Raw genomic sequence first — 18,744 nt, forward strand, 5'->3', positions numbered from 1 at the left:
CCTGGACCCCTTCACGACTTCAGGGCGCCGGCTTCTTCGCGAGCGAGCGGACCACGAACTTCGAGTCGACGTATTCGATGGTGCCCAATGCCTTTCCGTAGACGCTGGCCGGCTCCTCGACGTTGGCGGTGAGCCGGATGGACCGGCCCTTGCGCGGCAGGTGGAAGTTCACGATGGAGCCTCCCCAATCCTTGAGGGTCTTCTCCTGCAGGCCCTTCTTGCCCTTGGGCGCGATGAGCCCCGCGTCGGCATAGAGCTGGATGGCTTGCTTGTTTGACATCCGGAAGGCCGCTTCGTCGGCCTTGAAGCCGTCCTTGCCACAGCGGAAGGCTTCGATATGCGTCACGGACGCGCCCTCACCCACGAGCACCAGGTGGTAGCCCTCCGCGTTCTTGAAGAGGGCGGCTTCGAAGGTCCCCATGGGCTCCGAGTCCCCCGTGGACACGAAGCCATTGGGCACGTCGCGAACCGTCCAGGTCTTGCCGATGAATTCGTCCGCGACGGACTCCACGTACTCCCCGGACTCCACTTGTCGCGCGAGCTCCTCCTCGGAGAGCTCCACCCTCGGCTTGTCAGCGCTCGCCTTGAGGTGTGCCTCCAGGTGCTGGAGCGCGGTCTCGATATTCGTGGTGGCACAGCTCGCGCGGGCCTCCGGCTTCGCGGGAGGAGCCGAGGCCAGGGCCAGGACGACAACGGTGTTCAAGAGCAACACGACGATTCCTTTCGTCAGGGTGGCAGGCAGGCAAGCCCGGAACTGGCGGCACTCTAGCGGCTGCCCGCTCCGGCTTCGTGAATGAGTGCGGGTGGCACCACTCCGTCTTGAGGAAGCCGTGCAGTGCCCCCAGATGCGCGGAGTCTGGGTTGTCCACTACACTCCCGGCACCGCCTCAAGCCTGCCCGCCGGAGTCTTCATGCTCTTCGCACCGAAGGTGTTTCCCAAGCTGTCCTCGCTGAGCCACTCCGGACGTTCGATGTACCTCTGGGTCTACTACACGATCCCGCTCGCCATCACGCTGCTGCTGGTGCCCGGGCTGTTCCTCAAGGTGATGGGCATCTCACCCGGGTCGGCGGACGGGGACCTGTTCTTCATGCGGCTTGCGGGCGCGCTGCTGGTGTCCATGTCGTTCATGTCCCATCAGGCGGCCATCCTGGACATGCGCCAGTTCTTCGTCTGGGCGGTGATGGGGCGCACCTTCATCGTGCTGGTGCTCATCATCTGCACGGTGATGGGCCTGTGTAATCCCATCGTCACGTTCTTCGGCTGCATCGACTTCAGCGGCGCCATGTGGACGCTCATGGCGCTGCGCCGCGACGAGGCCGAGGCGCGCGGCCAGCAAGCCATCGCCCAGCCCACGCCCTGACTCCAGGCGACCTCCCGCCACCGCGCCCCTACACCTCGGACCCGCCATGACGACCGCGACACCGCAGCCGGCCGCCCCTCCACTTCCGGCCTGGAGTCGGGCCTTTCGCAACATCTCCCGTCAGCACGGCTTCCAACCCCTGCGGGTGGAGGGCCGGATTCCCGAGGCGCTCCGTGGGACGCTGCTCCGGATGGGCGCGTGGACGTTCGACGTGCACGGGGTGCCGGTCCAGCACTGGTTCGACGGTGACGGCGGAGTGATGGGCGTGCGCTTCGGGCCGGACGGCGTCCAGGGCACGGCCCGGCTCGTGGACTCGCGCACCATGGTCACGGAGCGGCGCGCGGGCCGGCAGCTCTACGGCAGCTACGCCATGCCCACGCCGCTGCGCAACAAGCTGCTCAACCCCCAGAAGAACAACGCGAACACGGCGCTGCTGCCGTGGAACGGCCGGCTGTACGCGCTGCACGAGCCGAACCTCCCCGTGGAGCTGTCCCCGGAGGACCTGTCCACCCTGGGCGAGACGAACCTCGACTGCGCCATGATGAAGTCCTTCTCCGCGCACCCCCACCGCGTCCACTCGCGAGCGACGGTGTACAACTTCGGCCAGCACCACGGCCGGGTGAACACGCTGGAGCTGTACGCCCTGCCGGATGGCGGCAAGGCGCGGCACATGGGCTCCGTGCCGCTGCCGGGTCCAACCATGGTCCATGACTACATGGTCACGGATCGCTACTTCGTCTTCTTCCTGCCGGCGATGCGCATCGACGTCTTGAAGATGCTGCTGCGCATCGGCGCGTTCGCGAACAACGTCCACTTCCGGCCGGGCGCGGCGGCGGAGGTGCTGGTGGTGCCCATCGACGACGTGGCGCACCCCATCCGCATCCCCGCCGACTCCTTCTTCAACTGGCACTTCTCCAACGCGTACGAGGACGGCGACACGCTGGTGGTGGACTACGTGCGCTACCCCGACTTCGCCTCCAACCAGTGGCTGGGGGACCTGGTGCGCGGCGCCCCGTCCACCGACGCCGACGGCATGCTCCACCGCGCGGTCATCGACCTGAAGGCCCGCACGTTCCGCAGCGAGCAACTGATGGACCTGAGCTGCGAGTTCCCCCGCGTCGCCCCCAGCGCGGAGTGCCGGCCGTACCAGACGGTCTACATGGGCGCGCACGCCACCCGCGAGGCCCGGCGCGGCCTCTACGACGCGGTGGTGCGGCTGGACCTCGCCACCGGCCGTGTGACGCGGGCCGCGCTGGATTCAGGCCAGTACCCCTCCGAGCCCGTCTTCGTGCCCCGCCCCGGCTCGCGGGCCGAGGACGACGGATGGCTGCTCACCCAGGTCTTCGACACGAAGACGGACACCACCCACGTGGCCGTGCTGGACGCCGAGCGGCTGGACGCGGGGCCCGTGGCGCGCTGCCACTTCGAGCACGCCCTGCCGCCCACGTTCCACGGCGAGTTCATCCACGCCTGAGCGGCCCGTCGTCCGCACAGCCCCCCGGAAACGACGAAGGTCCACCCGCGCAGGTGCACGGGTGGACCTCTTCACGTCGAACAGACGTCAGCGGATTACAGCTGGCCGCTGTCCGCGATGACCACGGGCTTGCTCGTCGCGCCGGACGACGAACCCACGCCTTCAATCTTCTTCACCACGTCCATGCCCTCGACGACCTTGCCGAAGACGACGTGCTTGCCGTCGAGCCACGGTGTCGGGACCGTGGTGAGGAAGAACTGCGAGCCGTTGGTGTTGCGGCCGGCGTTCGCCATGGACAGGAAGCCCGGGCCGGTGTGCTTGTGCGTGAAGTTCTCGTCGTTGAACTTCTCACCGTAGATGGACTCGCCGCCCGTACCGTTGCCCTCGGTGAAGTCGCCGCCCTGGCACATGAACTGCGTGATGACGCGGTGGAAGGCCGAGCCCTTGTAGTGCAGCGGCTTGCCAGCGCGGCCAATGCCCTTCTCGCCCGTGCAAAGGGCGCGGAAGTTCTCGGCGGTCTTGGGAACTTCGTCGGAGAACAGCTCCATCACGATACGGCCGGCGGGCGCTCCACCGATCGTCATGTCGAAGAAGACCTTGGTGTTTGCCATGTTCACGTGCTCCACGGTGCGGGTTGGGCCAGAGGCTGAAAAGGGCGTTCGTGCCGGGACGTACCAGACACGAGCGTCGTGAAGGCACGAGCTAGCACCGTCGCGTGCGCTGCGGAACAAATCCCGACACGCTCAGGCCCCCGGGCTGCCCGGCGGGGGGCCTTCGCGGAAGAGGTCCTCGAGTTCCAGCGTGATGGCCCGGCGGCTCAGGCGCAGTGACGCGAGCGCGAGCACCGCCGTGGTGCCCAGCAGCGCCACGCCCAGGGAGAAGGCCACCACCGGCAGCTCCTCCGGCACCTGGATGCTGCGGCGCAGCAGGTACAGCAGTGACGTCGCCACGAAGGACAGGAGCGCCGCGTACGTGAAGCCGATGGCCCGCGCGAGGATGGCGTGGCGGCGGTCCATGATGGCCACCTCCTGGCGCAGGAGCGCCCGGCGCACGTGGCCCTCCGGCAGCATGCGCCATTCGCGGACCATGTCCCGGATGCGCGCGGTGATGCGCGAAATCTGGTTGTCCAACCCCGTGGCCAGGATGCCGCATCCCGACACCATCACCGCGGGCGTCACCGCCGTGCCGATGAGCTGGATGGAAGAGAAGTCCAGACCGTCCGTGACGCCGTTCATGCCCCCCTTCTGGCCCACCCCCCGCCCGGCCGCCAGCCTGCCCCATCGCGACACCACTCCTGTCGAATCGACACTGACGACTTGACACCCAAACTGTCGCAACCTACTGTTCGGCCTGTGAGCACGCCCAAGACACAGACCGAGTGGAAGCTGACGGCGCTGGCGGAGGCGGTGGGCATTTCGCCGCGCACCGTCCGCTACTACGTCCAGCGGGGCCTCCTGCCCGCGCCGCCCTTCAAGGGGCCGGACACGGTGTACGGGGAGGAGCACCTGGTGCGGCTCAAGGCCATCCGGGTGCTCCAGGCGCGCTTCCTGCCCCTGGACGCCATCCAGGCGGAGCTGCTGCGGCTGTCGCCGGAGGAGCTGCGCCGGCTGTCGGAGACGCAGGTGCTGCCCACGCCCCTGCCGGCGGTGCTTCCCAGGCCGCCGGTGAGAAATCCGGGAAAAGACCCGACGGTGGAGGTGGCGCGTTACCAGCGCTGGCTCCTGGCGCCGGGGTTGGAACTGCACGTGTCGGAGCAGGCTGAAGCGAAGGTCCGGGCGCTGGCCGAGCGGGTGCGCGCCCTCATCGAGGAATCCGAAGAAGGGAAGCAGTCATGAACGAGCAGGCGAAGTGTGGGCTGTTCACGCGCGACGGGGCCCAGGTGCCCCTCCAAGGGGTGGAAGTCTCCGGCGAGCTGCTCGGAGGGCATGCGCGGGTGCGCGTGACGCAGCGCTACCGCAACGAGGAGAAGAAGCCGGTGGAGGCCGTCTACACCTTCCCGCTGCCCTCGGACGCGACGCTCAGCGCCTTCTCCATGACGTGCGCGGGCCGCCGCGTGGCGGGGGTGGTGAAGGAGCGCGAAGAGGCCTTCCGCACCTACGACACGGCCATCACGGAAGGTCATGGCGCGGCGCTGCTGGACCAGGAGCGCCCCAACGTCTTCACCGCGCAGGTGGGCAACCTGCTGCCCGGGGAGGAGACGTTGGTGGAGGTGGAGTTCCTCCAGGCCCTCACCGCGGAGGAGGGCAGCGTGCGCTGGATGCTGCCCACGCTGGTGGCGCCCCGGTACATGCCTGGCGTGGTGAAGGGGGACCGCACGGCGCACGGCAGCGCGGCCCCGACGACGCGAGTGCCGGACGCGGACCGCATCTCCCCGCCCATCGGGACCCCGGACTACGGGCTGCGGATGAGCCTGCTCATCGACGTGGGCCACGAGGTGGTGGTGGAGAGCCCGTCGCACGCGCTGGACATCACGCGGGAAGGCACCCGCCTGCGCGTGGGCCTGAAGCCGGACCGCGCGCATGAGGGCCGCACGGAGGTGGCGCTGGACCGGGACGTGGTGCTCAACCTGCGCAACGCCAACCCGGATGTGATGCTCACCCCGGTCGTCACGCACCGGAAGGCGGAAGGGCCGGGCACGTTCGCGCTCACCGTGGTGCCGGACCTGTTGAACCTGGCGGCGGCGCCGCCCCGGCAGGAGGTGGTGTTCGTGGTGGACACCTCCGGCTCCATGGACGGAGAGAGCCTGCCCCAGGCCCAGGCCGCGCTCCGGCTGTGCCTGCGCCACCTGCGCGAGGGGGACCGCTTCAACGTCATCGCCTTCGAGAACAGCTTCCGCACCTTCACCCCCGCGCCGGTGACGTTCACCCAGCGCACGCTGGAGCAGGCGGACGCGTGGGTCGCCGGGCTGCGTGCCAGTGGCGGCACGGAGCTGCTGGAGCCGCTCGTCGCCGCGATGAAGGCCGCGCCGGACGGTGTGGTGGTGCTGCTGACGGACGGTCAGGTGGGCAACGAGGGGGAGATCCTGGAGGCGGTGCTGGCCGCGCGCGGTTCGGGCCGGGTGTTCTCCTTCGGCATCGGGACGAACGTGAGCGACGCGCTGCTGCGCGACCTGGCGCGGCGCACGGATGGCGCGGTGGAGTTCATCCACCCGGGAGAGCGCATCGACGACAAGGTGGTGGCGCAGTTCTCCAAGGCGCTCGCCCCGCGCGTCACCGACCTGGAGGTTCGCTTCGACGGCGTGGAGGCCAGTGAGCTGGCTCCGGCCACCCTGCCGCCGCTGGTGGACGGCACGCCCTGGACGCTCTTCGGGCGCTATGCGCAAGCAGGCACCGGCAGCGTGACATTGAAGGGCCGCTCGGGCCGGGAGCCCTTCTCCCTCACGGTGCGGCTGGACCTGCCCGCCCTGTCGGACCGCCCGGTGGTGGAGAAGTTGTGGGCCGCCGAGCGCATCCGGGGCTGGATGGACGCGGGGCTCGTGGGCCGGCGCGCGGAGGCAATGAAGGAGCGCATCGTGCAACTGGCGCTCACGCACCAGTTGGCCACGCGCTACACGTCCTTCGTGGTGGTGGAGGAGCGCCAGGGCGAGCGCCGTGCTTCGGGTACGCCGGAGACGCGCGTCGTGCCGGTGAACGCCCCCGCGGGCTGGAGCATGTTCAAACAGGGCCAGCAGGAGGGCGGCCTCGCTCCGCCGCAGGACGTCGATGACGACTACGATGATGCGGAGCCCACCACGGGGTCGGGCGTCATGATGCCCATTCCCGCCGGTCCCGGAGGCATCACGCGTCCGAGCACCCCGCTCCGGCGCGCCACCCCTCCGTCGGCGGTGTCCCGCGGAGGCGCCGCGCCGCCGCCTCCTCCGAGCATGTCCGCGCCCGCGCCCATGGCGCCCATGCCCATCCAGGCGGAGGCCCGGGATGGGTTCGCGCCTCCCGCCCCGAAGGAACAGGAGGCCGCGAAGAAGAAGGGCGGCCTGCTGGGCCGGATGATCTCCGCCGCGATGCCGCAGAAGTCGGCGCCCGCGCCGACGGAGAGGGCCCGGCGTGAGCAGAAGAAGGACAAGGCGGAGGCCCCGCCCGAGGCCTTCTACGAAGCCGAAGAGGCCTCGATGCTGTCGGTGGCCGACGCGGCGGACCGGCTTGCCGCCGAGGACGTGGGCAGCGTGCTGGGCCGACAGCTGGCGAACGGCCTGTGGGACGGCACGGGTGAGGGGTCGGAGGCGGTGCGCCAGGCCCGCGCCACCGCGCGGGTGCTGCTGGTGCTCCTGCGTGAAGGCATCACCAGCAGCCACCCGCTGCACGGCGCGCAGGTGAAGAAGGCCGTGGACGCGCTGCTGGCCCTGGCCCCGCAGCTCACCCAGGCTCCGGATGTGGCGGAGCTGGCGCTGGGCGTGGCGTGGCTGGTGGCGGCGGGCCCCCGCACGCGGGGCCGCATCGAACAGGCCGCGAAGCCGCTGCCGGGCCTGGACGGGCGGCTGGCGGACACGGACGCGCTCCGCCAGCACGTGGAGACGCTCGCGACGCGGTAGGCCGCTGCACGGTGTCAATCCAGGCCCCCGGCATTCCCAGACGGAATGCCGGGGGCCTCACCTCCCGTCTTTCCCTGGGGGTCGACTAGGGTGAAGGCGACATGTTCCTCGCGCCCTTCGTCCTGGCCGTCCTCGTCGCCGCGCAGCCCGGGTCTCCGGCCCGCGACGACGCCCCCGTGCCCCCCGACTCCGCCGTGCTGCGGACCATGCCTTCTCCCCCGCTCGTGGAGGGCCCTCCGGACGCGTGCGCCGCCGAGTCCGACTACCTGGCCGGCTTCGATGCGCTGGTGCGGGGCGAGGACGCGCAGGCGGTGGAGTCCCTGGAGCGGGTGCAGGAGGCGTGTCCCCAGCATCCGTACGCGCCGGAGCTGGCGCGGCTGGCGCGGGCGCGGCTGACGCCCGGTGGCAGGCTGGCGCAGGAGACGCTGGCGCGGCCGGTGGTGTCGGAAGAAGGAACGTCGCGGGGGGCGCGGGCCTCGCTGACCATCGTGCAGACGGTGCACGGCATCACCCAGGGCGTCCTCTTGTGCACCATCGCGGGCTGTGACGATTCGCGCGCGTACGTGGCGGTGTCCCTGCTGGGCGGTGGCGCGGGCGCGGCGGCGGCGCTGCTGCTGACGCAGAACGGGCTGACGCCGGGGCAGGCGGCGGCCATCAACTCCGGCACGGTGTGGGGCTTCGGCTATGGCCTGGCGTCCATCGGGTCCTTCGACCTGGACGGCGACAACGCCATCGCGTCGGTGATGGTGGGGGCGGCGGGCTTCACCGGCCTGGGCATCCTCATCGCGGAGTTCGCGAACCCCACCGCGGGACAGGTGTCGCTGGCGAACTCCGGCGGCCTGTGGGCGGGCGTCGTCGCGGGGCTCCTGCTGGCCACGCAGGACAACGACGAGACGCAGGCGTTCTTCGCCATCGAGCAGGGCGTGGTGGGCGCGGGCCTGCTCACCTTCGCGCTGATTTCGCGCAACCTGGACATCTCCCGGGGGCGGATGCTGCTCATCGACTCGGGCGGCATCCTGGGCGGGCTGACGGGGTTGAGCGCCCTGTTCCTGCTGCTGGGTTCGGACGCGGACTCGGACGTGTACCTCGTGGGCACCGCCGTGGGCGCGGTGGCGGGGCTCGCGGCCACCACGTTCCTCACGCGCAACTTCGATGGGCCGGATGCCCCGGCCGTGACCCTCGTCCCCGCGGCCATGGGGCGCCATGGCGGAATGGGCCTGACGATGCTCGGACAGTTCTAGACTGTCCCCCGGTCGTCCCGCCTCCTCCTTCCGCCGTCCCGGAGCCGTCCATGCCCGTCGAGTCCCAGGCCCTGACCCTTCTGCGCGGTGAGCATGCGCTGCGCGTGCGGCAGGTGAAGGAGTGGGGGGAGATCCTCTCCGGCTTCGAGGGCCGCAACCGCTACGAGGTGGTGGGCGACGACGGACGCCCGCTCTTCTTCGCGGGCGAGGTGGGCGGCGGCGTGGGGCTGTTCCTGCTGCGCAGCATCCTCAAGGCGAACCGGCCCTTCACCATGGAGCTCAAGGACACGCACGGGCAGACGCTGCTGCGGCTGCGCCGCCCGTGGCGCTTCTGGCTGTCCCGCATGGAGGTGGAGGACGGCGCGGGCAACCACCTGGGCGCCATCCAGCAGCGCTTCCGCTTCTTCACCCGCGCCTACGACGTGCTGGGGCCCCGGGAAGAGGAGCTGGCCCAGCTGAGCGGCCCGTTCTTCCAGCCGTGGACGTTCCACGTGCAGCAGCAGGGGCACGAGGTGGGCACCATCGCCAAGAAGTGGAGCGGCTTCGGCAAGGAGATGTTCACGGACGCCGACAACTTCGGCGTCCAGTTCAACGGGCTGGACGATGTCCACGTCCGCACGCTGGTGGTCGCCGCCACGTTCCTCATCGACTTCGTGCACTTCGAGAACAAGGGCGGCAGCTGACGCGCTAGCTGTGCCGGCGCAGCGTGGGCACGCGCGGGCGCCCCGCTTCGTCGCGCGGCACCCCGTCTCCGGGAACATCCTCCGAAAACGCATCCGGGGATGCGTCCGGCGCGCTGGGGCGGTAGCGCTGCACCTCGCGCACCATGAAGAGGGCCGCCGCCGACAGCACGCCCAGGTCGTCCAGCCAGCCGAACACCGGGATGAAGTCCGGCACCGCGTCCACCGGCGACACGAAGTACAGGACGGCCAGCAGCCCGGCCAGCTTCCGCCACGTCCCCACCTTGGGGTCGCGGACGTATTGGAAGAAGCGGGTTCCCATTCCTCGAAGGCCTGCGATGTTCATACCCCTCCCTACGCATGGGGGGCCCGGGTGATTGCACTTCCCGTGCCCGGTGCTCACACGCCCGGTGTACAGGCGGGCGTTACACAGCCGTCTCTTCCAACACCTCCGCGCGGCCCGCGACCTCCAGCCGGGCACGGCTGCCCTCGCGCAGCGGAGAGGCAGCAGAGGAGCGCACCACCAGCGCCATGCCGGCGCAGGACACGGTGAAGTCCACGTGCGCGCCGCGGAAGGCGCGCTCCAGCACCTCGGCGCGCAGGGCGCCGCCTACCGCCACGCCGTCCGTGTCCGGCACCAGCTTCAGCGCTTCGGGGCGCAGCGACAGCATCACCTGGCCGCGCGCGTCCGCGTTCAGCGGCAGGTTGCCCAGCGCCGTGCGCGCGACGCGACCGAAGGCGGAGCCCGGCAGCAGGTTGGTGCCGCCCAGGAAGTACGCGGCGAAGGCGGTGCGCGGGGATTCGTAGACGGCTTCAGGAGCGCCCTGCTGCTCCACGGTGCCCCCGCGCAGCAGCACCAGCCGGTCCGCGAAGGCCAGCGCGTCCGCCACGTCGTGGGTGGCGAAGAGCACCGCGGTGCCCCGGGCCTTGAGCACGCGGCGCCATTCGCCCAGGAGCGCGGCGCGCAGTCCGGCGTCGAGCCCCGCGAAGGGCTCATCCAGCACCAGCAGCTTCGCACCGGACGCCAGCGCCCGCGCGAGCAGCACCCGCTGCCGCTGCCCCCGGGACAGCGTTCCACAGGCGCGCGACTCCAGGTCCTCCAGTTGGAACAGCGCCAGCAGGCCGCGTGCGTGCGCCACGCCCTCGCCCTTCGGCTGCGCGCTCAGCACGACGTCGCGCACCGTGAGGCCGGACTCCAGTTCGGCGTCGTGGAGCACGCGGCGCAGCGGGCGCTGTTCCGGAGGGACGAACACGTCCGGGCCCGCGAGCACGCGGCCCTCCAGCGTGACGGTGCCCGCGCTGGGACGCTCCAGGCCCGCCACCAGCCGCAGGAGCGCCGTCTTGCCGGAGCCGGAGGAGCCCATCACCGCCAGCGACTCGCCCGGCTCCAGCGCCAGCGACACGTCCCGCACCGCCGGGGACGGGGCACCGGGGTACGTCAGAAAGAGGGCGTCGAGCGAGAGCAGGGGCATGACGGCGGCCACACTACGGTGCGCGTCCGGCCGGGCAAAGCACTGCGTCCCACGGGCTGCGCGATGCCGGACGCTCGGCGGACACGGCCCGCGGCAGGACGAGGGGCTTTACGAAGGTCGCGGACGCGAGCGGCTCACACCGTGACGTGGAGCGAGAGACCCAGGGCGATCAGGGACAGGGGCAGCGCGACCCAGGCAGGCCACCGCGGGGCAGGGGCACCCCGGAAGGCCCAGAGCACGAAGAGCAACGACAGCCAGGCGAAGACGCGCTCCGTCCGCGCCAGTGAAGCCAGGAGTCCTTCCAGTTCCAACCGCGCGGGCTCCGCCAACAGGGGAGGCTTCGTGTTCAGGGAACGGATCAACACGTCCCATTCCAGCCGGTTGTAGAGGCCACTGACATGAAGGGCCGCGCCAGCCTCCATTCCGAGCAACAGGCTGCTTGAGCGATTCCGCCACCACCGCACCCGTTGCAGGAGCCATGGCGTGGAAGGCGACTTGAAGCCCGGTGCGACGACCGCCTCAGGGACACCACGGGAAGCCCACCCCGCCCCGAGGAAGGCTAGGCTGCCGCCGCGTTCTTCCCCTGTCACAGGGAGTCACCATGTCGCGCCTGCTCGTCGCCTGTGCCGTCCTCCTGGGAGCCTCGTCCGCCTTCGCCCAGGCCCCTGCCGCCCCCGCCCCCAAGGCCGCGCCGACCGCGACCGCGCCCAAGACCGCGCCGGCCGCACCCGCCGCGACGAAGCCGGATCCGCGCAAGGCCGTCCTCGAGCGCACCCAGGCGGGACTTGCCCAGCTCCCCGCGCCGAAGCCCGAGGACGTGAAGTCCATCGACTCCCTGCTCAAGGCCCTCTACGACGTCATCAGCGGGCCGGCCGGCGCGCCTCGCGACTGGCAGCGCTTCCGCTCGCTCTTCTACCCTGGCGCGACGCTGGTGCCGCTCGTGCACAGCCCGACTGTCCCCGGCCTCCACGCACGCCCCTTCAGCACGGAGGAGTACATCACCCTGTCCGCCGGCGCCGCCTCCACGCAGGGCTTCTTCGAGAAGGAGACCCAGCGTCAGTCCCTGGGCTACGGCGACCTGGTCCAGGTGATGAGCACCTACGAGGCGCGGGGAACCCTGGACGGCCCCGTCATCGCCAAGGGCGTCAACAGCATCCAGGTCTTCAACGACGGCCAGCGCTGGTGGGTCATGCACATCGTCTGGCTGGATGAGAGGACCGCCGGCATCAAGGTGCCCACGGACCTCACCCGCAAGTAGCCCTCCACGAACGAAGAGGGCCGGGACCCGGAAGGCGCATGTCGCGCCCCCGCTCCCGACCCTCCGGTGCTTCACACCGACCTACCGACTTCAGCCTTCGGAGCCGGGCTCGTCGTCCGAACCCGCCGAGCCCGCCGAACCGGAAGCCTCCGCCGCGTCATCGAACGGCGTCGCGTCCGAGGAAGCCTCCACCGGCGCCGCGTCCGTGGAACCCTCGGCCGCCGCGTCCACCGGAGCGGTGGCATCACCGCCCTCGGTCTCCTCCTCTGACTCCTCGCCTTCAGGCAGCTTGGAGATGGCCATCACCTTCTCCTCGCCGTTCTCCAGCGCGATGAGGCGCACGCCCTGCGTGTTGCGGCCGATGACGGAGATCTCCTTCACCTTCATGCGGATGAGCATTCCGCCGTTGGTGACGATCATCACCTCGTCGCTGTCCTTCACCTGCACCACGCCCACCACGCGGCCGTTGCGCTCGGTGGTCTTGATGTCGATGATGCCCTTGCCGCCACGGCCCTGCTGCCGGTACTCGGCGCCCTGCGTGCGCTTGCCGTAGCCGTTCTCCGTCACCGTGAGGATGGCGCTGTCCGTCACCACCGCCGGCGCCTGCTCCCCCTCCGGCACGGGCTCGCCTTCGACCGGGGCCGCGACCTTCGCCTCCGGCTCCACCAGGTCCGCGCCCACCACTTCGTCGCCCTCTTCCAGCGTGATGCCCTTCACACCGTAGGCCTGACGGCCCATGGAGCGCACGTCCGACTCCGGGAAGCGGATGCTCATGCCTGTCGCCGTGGACAGCAGGACGTCCTTCGTCCCGTCGGTGATCATCACGCCGACCAGCTCGTCGCCCTCGTCGATGCCCAGCGCGATGATGCCGCTGGCCCGCACGCTTTCGAACGCGCTCAGGTCCGTGCGCTTCACCACGCCCTTCTTCGTGACGAAGAAGACGTAGCGGTTCTCCGGGAAGTCGCGCGTCACCAGCACCTGCGCCAGCCGCTCGCCCTCACCGAACTGCACCAGGTTCACGATGGCCTTGCCGCGCGCCGTCCGGCTGCCCTGCGGAATCTGGTACACCTTCAGCGAGTACAGCTTGCCCTTGGTGGTGATGGGCATCAGGTACGCGTGCGTGCTGGCCACGAACACCTTGGTGACGAAGTCGTCCTCCTTCGTCCCCGCGCCCGTCTTGCCGCGCCCGCCGCGCTTCTGCGCCCGGTACTCCGACAGGGGCGAGCGCTTCACGTAGCCCGTGTGCGAGAGCGTCACCACCATCGTCTCCTCGGCGATGAGGTCCTCGTTGGTGAACTCGTCCACCGCGCCGGAAATCTCCGTGCGGCGCTTGTCACCGTAGCGCTCGCGGATCTCCATCAGCTCCGCCTTGATGACGGTCAGCAGGCTGCTCTCGTTGGCCAGGATGTCCTGGAGCCGGATGATGTCGCGCGCCAGCTCAATCAGCTCGCGGAACAGCTCCTCGCGCTGCAAGCCGGTGAGCCGCTGCAGGCGCATCTCCAGGATGTTCTGCGCCTGGCCCTCGCTGAAGCCCGCGCCCTCGTACTTGTGCGCCAGCCCCCCGTAGGACGGCTCCTCGTTGCGAGCGCGGCTGACCAGCATCTCCATCTGCGCCTTGGCCTGCGCGTAGTCGATGCGCTGCAGGTCCTTGAAGTGCTCGCGCGTGTAGAGCTCCGGCGACAGGATGTTCATCAGGCCCCAGCGGGCCTCGTCCGGGTCGCGCGACGCGCGGATGAGGCTGACCACCAGGTCGATGAGGTCCTGCGCCACCAGCAGACCTTCGACGATGTGCATGCGCGCCAGCGCCTTGCGCAGTTCGAAGCGCGTGCGGCGCGTGACGACGTCGCGGCGGTGCGCGATGAAGCGATCCAACATCTCCTTGAGGTTGAGCGTGCGCGGCTGCCCACCGTCGATGGCGAGCATCACCACGCCGAACGTCGTCTCCAACTGCGTCATGGAGAAGAGGTTGTTGAGCACCACCTGGGAGATGGCGTCGCGCTTGAGCTCGATGACGACGCGCATGCCCTGCCGGTCGCTCTCGTCGCGGATGTCGCTGATGCCTTCCAGCTTCTTCTCGCGCACCAGCTCGGCGATCTTCTCGATGAGGCGCGCCTTGTTCACCTGATAGGGCAGCTCCGTGACGATGATGGCCTCACGGTCGCCCTTCTTGTTCGCTTCAATCTCCGTGCGCGAACGGATGGGGATGGAACCCCGGCCCGTCTCGTAGGCACGCATGATGCCCTCGCGGCCGGTGATGATGGCCGCGGTGGGGAAGTCCGGCCCCTTGATGAACTCCATCAGGTCGCGGACGGTGCAGTCCGGGTTTTCGATGAGGTGCAGCGTGCCCGACACCACCTCCGTCATGTTGTGCGGAGGGATGTTGGTGGTCATGCCCACCGCGATGCCCGTGCTGCCATTGACGATGAGGTTGGGGAACTTGGCCGGCAGGACGAGCGGCTCTTCCAGCGAGTCGTCGTAGTTGGGCCCGAACTCGACGGTCTCCTTGTCGATGTCCGACAGGAGCTCCTCCGCCAGTCGCTCCATGCGCACTTCGGTGTAACGCATGGCGGCCGGCGAATCGCCGTCCACCGAGCCGAAGTTGCCCTGGCCGTCCACCAGCAGGTAGCGAAGGCTCCACTCCTGCGCCAGACGCACCATGGCGTCGTACACGGACGAGTCGCCGTGCGGGTGGTACTTACCGATGACGTCACCCACCACGCGCGCGCTCTTCTTGTAGGCGCGGTTGTGGAGGTTGCCCAAATCATTCATCGCGAAGAGGACGCGACGGTGAACGGGCTTCAGGCCGTCGCGCACGTCTGGCAGCGCGCGGCCGATGATGACGGACATCGAATAGTCGAGATACGAACGGCGCATCTCGTCTTCGATGTTGATGGGAATGAGCTCTCCGGCGCCGCTCGACGGAGGAGGCGCGGAGGGCGTTGCCGGCGTGTCGGTGGTGTCGTCAGCCATGGGCTCTGGAAGGTGCGGACGGGCCCCTCACGTGGGGGGCTCCGCCCGATGGGAGAGTGTTCGTAACCCCTGGATTTCCCTCAGTCAACAGGGGAAACAGGGCACATGGACCCAGGTTGCCCGCCCGCCCGGTTTCAGCTGGCGGAAAGGGCCTTTCCAGGGCCTGGGATTCAACACCCGGGCGGTGCGTTTTCAGCCCCGCGAGACGCGCGTTTTCAGGCTTTGGGACGGAGGCTCGCGGACAGCCGTTCGGCCTCCGCTCCCACGCCGCCCTCGGGGTCCTTCTTCTTCGCCAGGTCGAACGCGGCCAGGGCCCCTTCGCGGTCGCCGCGCAGCTTCAGCGCGACGCCCACGTTGAGGTGCGCGGAGGGGTTGTCGCGGTCCATGGCCAGGGCCTCGCGGAACAGCGCGAGCGCCTGGTCCACGTCGCCGGACAGGAGCGCTTCACGGCCCGCCTGCACGCGCTTGTCCGCGTCGTTGACCAGCTCCACCTCGAACACGCTGCGGCCCACGACGTTGGCCACCAGCATGCGCAGGATGCCGCCCCAGTAGAACGTGAGCCCTTCCGCGGCGACGACGGCGGCCAGGGGCAGGTCGGGCAGCAGCTGCTTGCCCCGGAACTTGAAGCGGACCTTCGTGTAGCGACCCTTGTTGGTCCAGTGGACCAGTTCGCCCTGGAGCTTCTTGAGGCCCGCCTCCAGTTGCGCGGGGTCGATTTCGAAGGGCAGCACGCGACCCTTGGACTCCTCGCCGGCGGGCAGGCGCTTGCGGTCATCCTCGCGGGGGTCCGCGCCGGGCTCGGAGTCGAAGACGGGCTCGGCCTCCAGCACGGGAGGCTTCGGGGACGCCGCGGAGGCGCGACGGGGCTCCGCGCGGGGCTCCACCTTGGACTTCACCGGCCGGGCCGGGGACTTCGCGGGCGCGGCCGAGGGCTTCGCGGGCGCGGCCGGGCGTGCGGGCTGCTTCTTCGCCTTCGCCGGGGACTTGCGGGGTGCCGTTCTTGCCATGGGTCCACTCTAAGCGACCCCTGTGCGCGCCGCTCGTGAAGACGTGCGAAGTTGGCCCTCAGGTGGCGCCTGGCCGGTGGCCCCAGACGCCCACCATCAGGCTGGGCACCAGGATGCTCCCGCTGGCGCGCAGTTCGGCGGTCAGCCGGGCGGCCAGCGTGTCGATGTCCACCTCCGCCGCCGTCGCCACGCCCAGCCGCTCCATGTGGGGCACGAGCGAGCGCACCGTCTCCACCAGGGCCTCCGTGGGGTCCGCGTCCGGCGTCGTGCCCAGCCGTCCGTTCACCACGCCGTCCTCCACCGCCAGCCCCGCCTGCCTGAGCGTGGGCACCAGCTCCATCCCCATGTGCACGTGGATGCCCACCCGTTCGCAGGTGGGCAGCATCCAGCCCCAGAGGCGGTGGAACAGCGGCAGCTCCGGGTGCGTCAGCCCCGTGGCCGCCAGCTCCAGCTCGTGCAGCGCCAGCACCCCGCCGGGGCGCAGGTGCTTCACCATGCGCCGCACGAAAGCCACCGGGTCCGGCTGGTACATCAACACCAGCCGGCCCACGACGGCGTCGAAGGGCCGCGCGACGGGCAGGGCCTCCAGGCTCGTCTCCACGAAGTGCACGTGGGACAGGCCCAGCAGCTCGGCCCGGCGTCGCGCCCAGGTGAGCGCGCGGGCCTCGCGGTCCACGCCCACCACCTCGCCCGTGGGCCCCACGATGTCCGCGCAGAGCAGGGCCACGTCCCCCACGCCGCACCCCACGTCCAGCACGCGCATACCGGCTGCGAGCCCCGCGCCGCGCAGCACGGCCTCCGTCAGGGGGGCATACATCCGGGCCTGGAGGATGAGCCTTTGCAGCTCCCGGTCCTCGTGTCCCAGGAAGTAATTGGAGGAGGACTCCGCTTCGTCGGTGCGCATGGACAGACTCCCGGGTGGGGCATTGGAGACGGCCCGCATGTCTGAGATTGCACATCCGCGCGGGTGCCGACGGCCCCGTCCCCGGGTCGCGAGGAATTGACCGCCAGCGGACGCCGGTCCTCGACGCGAGGGCCGCTTGCCTCACGCGGACTTCATGCGGCAGCCCCGGGGCGGCGGGCCCAGGCGGCCACCATCGGATAGGGCATGGAGACACCGCCCCCCGCGCGCGCCTCCGCGCAGAGCCGCTGCGCGAGCGTGTCGATGTCCGCCTCCGTCAAGGGCGCGAACAGACGCCCCTGGGACTCCAGCCACTGCAACTCCCGCGACTCCACGGCCCGGAAGGGGGCGGCAGGACTCCGCGTCGGGTTTCAACGCCGCTCGGCCGTGAAACACTTGGCGCCCTCCTCCACCCAGGAAGCACGCCCCATGATGCGCGTCCGGTCCGTCCTCCTCTCCGCTTTGCTGTCCGCCTCGCTGGTCCATGCGGCGCCCGCCGTGCCCGCCGCGGAAGGCGCGTGGCCCCGGCTGCGCAAGGAGCGCCTCCAGAAGCTGCTGCCCCAGGCCATGGCCCGCGTGGGCGTGGATGCGTGGGTGGTGCTGTGCCGTGAGAACGACAACGACCCGCTCGCCGCTCACGTCGGCGGCGAGAACGCGGGTGGCACCGCCGCGTTCCTGTTCCTTCGCGACGGCGACACGCTGCGCTCGGTGGCGCTGTCCCCCGTGGGTGAAGCCACGGCGCTCAAGGACATGGCCGTGGTGGATGAAGTGGTGCCGGTGGACCGGGGCGCGGACGTGCTCGCGCTCGTCGCCGCGCGGCTGGTGAAGGCGAAGCCCGCGAAGGTGGCCATCAATTCGTCGGAGCGGATGTCCATCGCGGACGGCCTGTCCGCCACGCAGCGCGCGAAGCTGGAGGCGGCGCTCACCCCGGCGCTGCGCAAGCGGCTGGTGTCCTCCGAGGACCTCGTCTCCGAGTGGCTGTCCGTGAAGCTGCCGGAGGAGGTGGACATCATGCGCAAGGCCGCGGCCCTCACCGCGCAACTGGAGGAGGAAGCGTACCGCACGGTGGTGCCGGGCAGGACGCGCGACTCGGACGTGGCGCGCTTCCTCAAGAAGCGCATCACGGAGCTGGGCGTGGGCGACGGGTGGCAGCCGGACCAGAACCCCAACGTGAACAGCGGACCCACGCGTGGACACTCGAACGCCACCGACCGCGTCATCCAGCCGGGGGACTTCATCCAGACGGACTTCGGCATCCGCGTGGGCAACACGTGGGTGACGGACATCCAGCGCTTCGCCTACGTGCTGGCCCCGGGTGAGAAGCAGGCCCCCGCCGAGGCGCTGGCGAAGTGGGAGAAGTCGAAGAAGGGCAGCCGCATCGCGCTCGCGGCGATGAAGCCCGGCGTGCGCGGCTACGACGTGGACAAGGCCCAGCGCGACTGGATGCGCGAAGCAGGCTCCGAGCCCGTGATGTGGGGCACCGGCCATCCCGTGGGCTACTGGGCCCACGACGCCGGCCCCGCGCTCTCCGGCGCGCAGTCCGGCAAGCCGCCCACCGGCTCCGCGCTGCGCACGTTGCAGCCCGGTCAGGTGTTCGCCTTCGACGGGTTCTTCGCGTGGAAGGACGGCAGCAGCCCGGACGCGCTGCGCATCCTCTCCGTGGAGGAGATGGCCGTCGTCACCGACACCGGCGCCGAGTACCTCAACCCACCCCAGGAACAGCTCATCCTCATTCCCTCCGCGCCCAAGCCCTGAACAACGCAGGGGACGTACTCCGTGAGACAGGGGGGCGTTCCCGACCCAGCGAACCTGTTGGGTGGGGAGGATGCGCGCGGCGGACCGGGCTCGGATACAA

Annotated in this window: 18 protein-coding genes; 8 read left to right on the forward strand and 10 right to left on the reverse strand. The window is 70.2% G+C overall.

The window, feature by feature from the left end:
- Positions 1-19 precede the first annotated feature (19 nt).
- Positions 20-712, reverse strand: coding sequence for a hypothetical protein (locus OV208_RS34105; RefSeq protein WP_267578111.1), 693 nt, complete (start codon positions 710-712; stop codon positions 20-22).
- 199 nt (positions 713-911) lie between these two features.
- Here OV208_RS34105 and OV208_RS34110 point away from each other — a divergent pair, with 199 nt between their 5' ends.
- Together OV208_RS34110 and OV208_RS34115 are read left to right on the forward strand one after the other, a co-directional pair.
- A complete protein-coding gene (locus tag OV208_RS34110; RefSeq protein ID WP_267578112.1) occupies positions 912-1,361 on the forward strand; it encodes a hypothetical protein in 450 nt (149 codons plus the stop codon).
- A 46-nt stretch (positions 1,362-1,407) separates the two neighbouring features.
- Positions 1,408-2,835 (forward strand): carotenoid oxygenase family protein, encoded by a 1,428-nt coding sequence (locus tag OV208_RS34115; RefSeq protein ID WP_267578113.1) that lies wholly within the window; start codon positions 1,408-1,410, stop codon positions 2,833-2,835.
- 95 nt (positions 2,836-2,930) lie between these two features.
- Here the strand turns inward: OV208_RS34115 and OV208_RS34120 are convergent, their stop codons facing one another.
- Positions 2,931-3,446, reverse strand: a complete 516-nt coding sequence (locus OV208_RS34120; RefSeq protein ID WP_267578114.1) for a peptidylprolyl isomerase — start codon at positions 3,444-3,446, stop codon at positions 2,931-2,933.
- Between the two features lie 132 nt (positions 3,447-3,578).
- Positions 3,579-4,070: a DUF2721 domain-containing protein gene (locus OV208_RS34125; protein ID WP_267578115.1), complete on the reverse strand. Its 492-nt coding sequence runs from the start codon at positions 4,068-4,070 to the stop codon at positions 3,579-3,581.
- A gap of 117 nt (positions 4,071-4,187) precedes the next feature.
- Between OV208_RS34125 and OV208_RS34130 the strand changes: the two genes are divergently transcribed.
- From OV208_RS34130 to OV208_RS34145, 4 genes are all read left to right on the forward strand, one after another.
- Positions 4,188-4,670, forward strand: a complete 483-nt coding sequence (locus OV208_RS34130) for a MerR family transcriptional regulator (protein ID WP_267578116.1) — start codon at positions 4,188-4,190, stop codon at positions 4,668-4,670.
- The gene (locus tag OV208_RS34135) at positions 4,667-7,360 is read left to right on the forward strand and encodes a VIT domain-containing protein (protein WP_267578117.1); all 2,694 of its coding nucleotides are present in this window, start codon (positions 4,667-4,669) and stop codon (positions 7,358-7,360) included. The genes OV208_RS34130 and OV208_RS34135 overlap by 4 nt, the downstream gene beginning before the upstream one ends.
- Positions 7,361-7,461: 101 nt before the next feature.
- The gene (locus tag OV208_RS34140) at positions 7,462-8,601 is read left to right on the forward strand and encodes a hypothetical protein (protein WP_267578118.1); all 1,140 of its coding nucleotides are present in this window, start codon (positions 7,462-7,464) and stop codon (positions 8,599-8,601) included.
- 50 nt (positions 8,602-8,651) lie between these two features.
- Complete coding sequence (locus tag OV208_RS34145; protein ID WP_267578119.1) at positions 8,652-9,284, forward strand: phospholipid scramblase-related protein; 633 nt, start codon at positions 8,652-8,654, stop codon at positions 9,282-9,284.
- Between the two features lie 4 nt (positions 9,285-9,288).
- Here the strand turns inward: OV208_RS34145 and OV208_RS34150 are convergent, their stop codons facing one another.
- The 3 genes from OV208_RS34150 to OV208_RS34160 all read right to left on the reverse strand — a co-directional run bounded on the left by OV208_RS34150 (position 9,289) and on the right by OV208_RS34160 (position 11,118).
- Positions 9,289-9,603, reverse strand: a complete 315-nt coding sequence (locus tag OV208_RS34150; RefSeq protein WP_267578120.1) for a YkvA family protein — start codon at positions 9,601-9,603, stop codon at positions 9,289-9,291.
- A gap of 103 nt (positions 9,604-9,706) precedes the next feature.
- Positions 9,707-10,753 (reverse strand): ABC transporter ATP-binding protein, encoded by a 1,047-nt coding sequence (locus tag OV208_RS34155; protein ID WP_267578121.1) that lies wholly within the window; start codon positions 10,751-10,753, stop codon positions 9,707-9,709.
- 134 nt (positions 10,754-10,887) lie between these two features.
- Positions 10,888-11,118: a hypothetical protein gene (locus OV208_RS34160; RefSeq protein WP_267578122.1), complete on the reverse strand. Its 231-nt coding sequence runs from the start codon at positions 11,116-11,118 to the stop codon at positions 10,888-10,890.
- 236 nt (positions 11,119-11,354) lie between these two features.
- Between OV208_RS34160 and OV208_RS34165 the strand changes: the two genes are divergently transcribed.
- Positions 11,355-12,011 (forward strand): nuclear transport factor 2 family protein, encoded by a 657-nt coding sequence (locus tag OV208_RS34165; RefSeq protein WP_267578123.1) that lies wholly within the window; start codon positions 11,355-11,357, stop codon positions 12,009-12,011.
- A gap of 90 nt (positions 12,012-12,101) precedes the next feature.
- Here OV208_RS34165 and gyrA read toward each other — a convergent pair whose 3' ends face one another.
- The 4 genes from gyrA to OV208_RS34185 form a co-directional block, all read right to left on the reverse strand.
- Positions 12,102-14,981: a DNA gyrase subunit A gene (gene gyrA, locus OV208_RS34170; RefSeq protein ID WP_267578124.1), complete on the reverse strand. Its 2,880-nt coding sequence runs from the start codon at positions 14,979-14,981 to the stop codon at positions 12,102-12,104.
- A 215-nt stretch (positions 14,982-15,196) separates the two neighbouring features.
- Complete coding sequence (locus OV208_RS34175; RefSeq protein ID WP_267578125.1) at positions 15,197-15,988, reverse strand: tetratricopeptide repeat protein; 792 nt, start codon at positions 15,986-15,988, stop codon at positions 15,197-15,199.
- Positions 15,989-16,046: 58 nt separating this feature from the next.
- The gene (locus OV208_RS34180) at positions 16,047-16,892 is read right to left on the reverse strand and encodes a class I SAM-dependent methyltransferase (protein ID WP_267578126.1); all 846 of its coding nucleotides are present in this window, start codon (positions 16,890-16,892) and stop codon (positions 16,047-16,049) included.
- Positions 16,893-17,044: 152 nt separating this feature from the next.
- Positions 17,045-17,209, reverse strand: coding sequence for a hypothetical protein (locus tag OV208_RS34185; protein WP_267578127.1), 165 nt, complete (start codon positions 17,207-17,209; stop codon positions 17,045-17,047).
- A gap of 109 nt (positions 17,210-17,318) precedes the next feature.
- Between OV208_RS34185 and OV208_RS34190 the strand changes: the two genes are divergently transcribed.
- Positions 17,319-18,644, forward strand: a complete 1,326-nt coding sequence (locus OV208_RS34190) for a M24 family metallopeptidase (protein WP_267578128.1) — start codon at positions 17,319-17,321, stop codon at positions 18,642-18,644.
- The last annotated feature ends 100 nt before the right edge of the window (positions 18,645-18,744 follow it).

Origin of the sequence: Corallococcus sp. bb12-1 (genome assembly GCF_026626765.1) — a bacterium.
Lineage (GTDB): Bacteria > Myxococcota > Myxococcia > Myxococcales > Myxococcaceae > Corallococcus > Corallococcus terminator.

Bases quoted from the DNA above. Each gene is read 5' to 3' on its own strand.
- OV208_RS34110 (WP_267578112.1), top strand. From the start codon at position 912: ATGCTCTTCGCACCGAAGGTGTTTCCCAAGCTGTCCTCGCTGAGCCAC.
- OV208_RS34115 (WP_267578113.1), top strand. From the start codon at position 1,408: ATGACGACCGCGACACCGCAGCCGGCCGCCCCTCCACTTCCGGCCTGG.
- OV208_RS34120 (WP_267578114.1), bottom strand. From the start codon at position 3,446: ATGGCAAACACCAAGGTCTTCTTCGACATGACGATCGGTGGAGCGCCC.
- OV208_RS34125 (WP_267578115.1), bottom strand. From the start codon at position 4,070: ATGAACGGCGTCACGGACGGTCTGGACTTCTCTTCCATCCAGCTCATC.
- OV208_RS34135 (WP_267578117.1), top strand. From the start codon at position 4,667: ATGAACGAGCAGGCGAAGTGTGGGCTGTTCACGCGCGACGGGGCCCAG.
- OV208_RS34140 (WP_267578118.1), top strand. From the start codon at position 7,462: ATGTTCCTCGCGCCCTTCGTCCTGGCCGTCCTCGTCGCCGCGCAGCCC.
- OV208_RS34145 (WP_267578119.1), top strand. From the start codon at position 8,652: ATGCCCGTCGAGTCCCAGGCCCTGACCCTTCTGCGCGGTGAGCATGCG.
- OV208_RS34150 (WP_267578120.1), bottom strand. From the start codon at position 9,603: ATGGGAACCCGCTTCTTCCAATACGTCCGCGACCCCAAGGTGGGGACG.
- OV208_RS34155 (WP_267578121.1), bottom strand. From the start codon at position 10,753: ATGCCCCTGCTCTCGCTCGACGCCCTCTTTCTGACGTACCCCGGTGCC.
- OV208_RS34165 (WP_267578123.1), top strand. From the start codon at position 11,355: ATGTCGCGCCTGCTCGTCGCCTGTGCCGTCCTCCTGGGAGCCTCGTCC.
- gyrA (WP_267578124.1), bottom strand. From the start codon at position 14,981: ATGGCTGACGACACCACCGACACGCCGGCAACGCCCTCCGCGCCTCCT.
- OV208_RS34175 (WP_267578125.1), bottom strand. From the start codon at position 15,988: ATGGCAAGAACGGCACCCCGCAAGTCCCCGGCGAAGGCGAAGAAGCAG.
- OV208_RS34180 (WP_267578126.1), bottom strand. From the start codon at position 16,892: ATGCGCACCGACGAAGCGGAGTCCTCCTCCAATTACTTCCTGGGACAC.
- OV208_RS34190 (WP_267578128.1), top strand. From the start codon at position 17,319: ATGATGCGCGTCCGGTCCGTCCTCCTCTCCGCTTTGCTGTCCGCCTCG.